Origin of the sequence: Pseudomonas guariconensis, from assembly GCF_024127895.1 — a bacterium.
Lineage (GTDB): Bacteria > Pseudomonadota > Gammaproteobacteria > Pseudomonadales > Pseudomonadaceae > Aquipseudomonas > Aquipseudomonas guariconensis_B.
This window is the reverse complement of sequence record NZ_JAMYBK010000053.1, coordinates 1-3,956: the sequence shown is the minus strand read 5'-3', so window position 1 is coordinate 3,956 and position 3,956 is coordinate 1. Positions and strand designations below refer to the sequence as shown.

The 3,956-nt window shown below is 62.8% G+C and carries 5 protein-coding genes and 1 pseudogene; all 6 read right to left on the bottom strand.

Annotated features, from left to right (window positions below; genetic code table 11):
- A partial coding sequence (locus NJF35_RS24430) for a hypothetical protein (protein ID WP_253091600.1) occupies positions 1–138 on the bottom strand: 138 nt, incomplete at its 3' end.
- 347 nt (positions 139–485) lie between these two features.
- Positions 486–1,238 (bottom strand): histidine utilization repressor, encoded by a 753-nt coding sequence (hutC, locus tag NJF35_RS24425; RefSeq protein WP_225790944.1) that lies wholly within the window; start codon positions 1,236–1,238, stop codon positions 486–488.
- A 137-nt stretch (positions 1,239–1,375) separates the two neighbouring features.
- Complete coding sequence (locus NJF35_RS24420; protein WP_225790945.1) at positions 1,376–2,008, bottom strand: response regulator; 633 nt, start codon at positions 2,006–2,008, stop codon at positions 1,376–1,378.
- Between the two features lie 34 nt (positions 2,009–2,042).
- A complete protein-coding gene (locus NJF35_RS24415) occupies positions 2,043–3,389 on the bottom strand; it encodes a cache domain-containing protein (RefSeq protein ID WP_225790946.1) in 1,347 nt (448 codons plus the stop codon).
- Between the two features lie 107 nt (positions 3,390–3,496).
- On the bottom strand, positions 3,497–3,700 hold the full coding sequence (locus NJF35_RS24410; protein WP_225790947.1) for a YbdD/YjiX family protein: 204 nt from the start codon (positions 3,698–3,700) through the stop codon (positions 3,497–3,499).
- Positions 3,701–3,712: 12 nt separating this feature from the next.
- A pseudogene (locus tag NJF35_RS24405) lies at positions 3,713–3,956 on the bottom strand (carbon starvation protein A); the annotation flags it as partial.

Below are 3,956 nucleotides of genomic sequence, written 5' to 3'. Positions count from 1 at the left end.
CTTGGGGTTCTCGGCCACCTGCGGGTCGAGGTTGTTCATCAGCATGCGCAGCGGCGCTTCGGTCAGCCAGCTCTTGGCGGTCAGCTTGTTGCCACGCGGGGCGCGGATTTCGGTGTCGCGGAATCGGGAAGCTTTCATGGTGGTTTCCTTCTTGTGGGGGTGGTGTCCCGGGTGACGATTTCTCGCTCGCACCTGAGAGATCGTCGATATCTGTCATCGCTTATACATACAACCATATATAAACCTGTATATACAAGATGGCGCGAACACGCGCGCAACCTGCCGTCGGCGCTCTGGACAAGGGCTTCAGGGAGAGAAAATGAATTTATTTTTCAATGGGTTGAGTGTCGTGAAGGTGTCTATCGGCATCCGCCGTGGACGCCAGGAGGGCGACGAAAGGAGAGAAAAAGTTTTGCGAGCAGCAAAAAATGCAAAACGAGGGGCTATCGACCAAACAGGCCGATGGCCCAGCAGGGCTTGCAGCGCTACTGACCGAAGCGGCCCTCCAAGTGGTAGCGTGAGCCCGGATAGACCAGCCGCGCGCAGCCCACTTGCCCCTTGCCAGACCAGCTACGACGGCGGATGAGCAGGCATGGATCGGTACGCTTGATGCGCAGCAGCTTGCATTCGGCGGGGGTTGCGTGGATGGCTTCTACCCTGTGCTCGGCTTCGGTCAGCGGCGCCAGTTGCACCAGGTAGGCATAAGGGGTGATGCGGGTGAAGTCCTGCTTGAGGTAATCGGGAGCAATGTCGGCATTGACGAAGCGCTCCTCGATCTGCACCGGGGTTTCGTTCTCGTAATGCACCAGCACCGAGTGAAACAGGTTGCACACGCCGTCCAGGGTGAAGGGCAGCGAGGCGGGGGCCTGGTCCCCCAGCGCTTCGAGCAGGATCACTTCGCTGCGATGGGTGTGGCCACGCGAGGTGATTTCCTCGGCGATGTCGTGGATACGGAACAGCGCGGCATGCCCCTTGGCTTCCGCGACGAAGGTACCCACCCCTTGCAGGCGCACCAGCACGCCTTCGATGGTGAGTTCGCGCAGCGCCCGGTTGATGGTCATGCGGCTGACGCCCAACTGGTTGAACAGCTCGCTCTCGGAGGGCAGCTTGAAGTTCGGTCCCCAGACACCGGTGCGGATCTGCTGCAAGATGATGTCCTTGACCCTGGCGTAGAGCGGGGCAGGGCTTTCGAGGGCAAAGGCGGTCAAGGATGCGCGGTCGTCGGAGGCGTTGGGCACGGGATTTCCTGGAAATGGTTGGGCGGTTCGCGTCCCCCAGTTTAACCCCGCCTGTCAGGCGGCGCCTAGGCGAGTAGACCGTGCCAACGTGCCATCGAGCTCATATGCCCGATGGTCAGGCCGTTTCACCAGGCCCCTCAAAGGGAAACCAACCCATGCTCGATCGCATACTTCACCAACGCCGCCGCCGTATCGATATTGAGCTTGCGCCGTATGCTCAAGCGGTAGGTTTCCACGGTGCGCACGCTGATCCCCAGCTCTCGCGCCATCTCCTTGTTGTTCGCACCTTTGGCGATCATCGACAGCACCTGCACTTCGCGCGGCGTCAGGTCATGCTCGTCGCGGTTGTTGCCGACCAGCTTGCGGGCGATTTCCGGGCTGTAGAAGCTGCCGCCCGCGGCGATGGCCTCGATCGCGGCGATCAGCTCCGTGGAGGGTGCGTTTTTCAGTACGTAGCCCAGGGCGCCGGCGCTGATCGAGGTGCGCACGTACTCCTGGTTGTCGTACATGCTCAGCATGAGGATCTTGATGCCCGGGTACAGGGCCCGCAGCCTGCGGGTCAGCTCCAGCCCGTTCATGTCCGGCAGGCCCACATCGACGAGCAGGATATCCAGCTCCAGGGCCGCCACTAGCTCAAGCGCCTGGGCGCCGGACTCGGCCTGGCCGACCACCTGGAAATGCGCGATCGCGCTGAGCAGCGATTTGACGCCATCACGCACCAGGACGTGGTCGTCGACCAGGGCGATTCTGATTGGGGGAGTAACGCTCATGGCAGTCTCGGGGCACTGAAGGTGATGAAGCCGATCACGCGCTGCGGATCGGTATGTGGACCTGCAATTGTGTGCGGCCGCTCATGGATACGATGCTGAAGGTGCCGTGGTGGTGATCGACCCGTTCACGGATGTTTCTCAAGCCGATGCCGTGGCTTTCGTCCGCCGCGCCAGGGTCGAAGCCCACGCCGTTGTCCTGCACGCGCAGCGTGATCATGCCGTTGTGGGCGGCCAGCGCGATTATAGCGGTGCTCGCCTTGGCATGGCGTTCGATGTTCGCCAGGGCCTCCTGGATGATGCGAAACAGCGTGAGCGAGAGGTCGGCATCCACCTCGATGTCGTCCAGCGCGCATTCGTACTGGGTGCGGATCGCGGTGCGCTGCTCGAACTCGCGCAGGTGCTGGTCGATGGCCGGCGACAGGCCCAAGGTATCGAGCAGCGACGGGCGCAGGTCATGGGAGATACGGCGGATCTCACCGATCGCGGCGCCCAGGCGGGTCGTGCCTTTGCGCAGGTTGGCCAGCCCCTCGGCCTGGCCGTTGGCCACTTCCAGGGCTGCCAGTTCGAACTGGAACTTGATCGACACCAGCAACTGGCTGATGCCGTCGTGCAACTCGCGGGAGACGCGGGAGCGCTCTTCTTCCTGGAGGTTGACGATGCGCTGGTTGAGCATCGACAGCTTTCGGTCGGCCAGGCGATGTTCGCTGACGTTGAGCATCAGGCCGCCGGTGAAGATCACCAGCACGGCCAGCAAGGAGAAGGAGGCGATCGCCAGCACCGTGGTCAGGACGCCGGAGGCGACTTCCTGGCGCGACTTGAGCGTTGCCACTTCCACGTCGTCGATATAGATGCCGGTGCCCAGCATCCATCCCCAGCGCTCCAGCATCACCACGTAGGACAGTTTGCCGGTGACCTGGCCACTGGAGGGCTTCTGCCAGTCGTACAGCTGGTAGCCGTCGCCTTGGCTGGCGCTGCTTAGCAGCGCCTGGATCACCGGCAGGCCGTTCTTGTCGGTCATGCCGATGAGTTCCTTGCCGACCAGCTCCGCCTGCCTGGGGTGCATCAGGTTCTTGCCGTGACGATCATAGACGAAGAAGTACCCATCCACGCCGAAACTCGCCCGGGCCAGCATCTGCAAGGCACGCTGGCGGGTCTTGTCGTCGTCCGCACCACTGTCGTACAGCGGCGCGATCAGGCTCATCGCCAGTTCGAGGTAGTTCTTCAGCTCCGCCTTCTTGGCGGCCATGATGCTGCTCTGCACCAGGCGGGCCTGGTCCTCCTCGAGCTTGCGGCTCTGGGCGAACACCAGGACGCAGATGAACAGCACCGACACCAGAAGCGGCAGGACACTGAGGGTGACGATCTTGTGCTTGAGTTGCATGGTCGGTCCCGGGGCGAGGAGGCGGGGGTAGCAGGTTTTGCCTGATGTCATGCCCCAAAAGCAAGAGCGCCACGACAGGCGTGGCGCTCTTTGTACGGGTGGGGTGTTCAGCAGCAACGGACGGGGCGGCCATTGCCGCCGCCGTAGCGTGCGGCCTGGCGTTCCCTGAAGAACGCCTCGTAGCTCATCACCGGCTTGCCCGGGTGCTTGGCCTGCATGTGCTCGACATAGTTGTCGTAGTCGGGCATGCCGACCAGCATGCGGGCTGCCTGCCCCAGGTATTTGCCCATCTTGCTCAGGTCATTGAACATCGATGCGTATCCTCAGGCCTCGGGGAGGGGTTGGAACGGCGACTCCTTGTCGGTACGTTCGGGCTTGGCCCAGGCACGGCGCCCGACCTGCAGGGCGAAGTACAGGATGCTCAGCACCACGAACAGGAACAGCACGGTCAGGCCTGCGTTGGTGTAGGCATTGAACACCACGTGCTGCATCTGCGCCAGGTCCTTGGCCGGCGCCAGTACCTGGCCGGCGTCCAGCGCAGTGCTGTACTTGTTGGCCAGGGCCAGG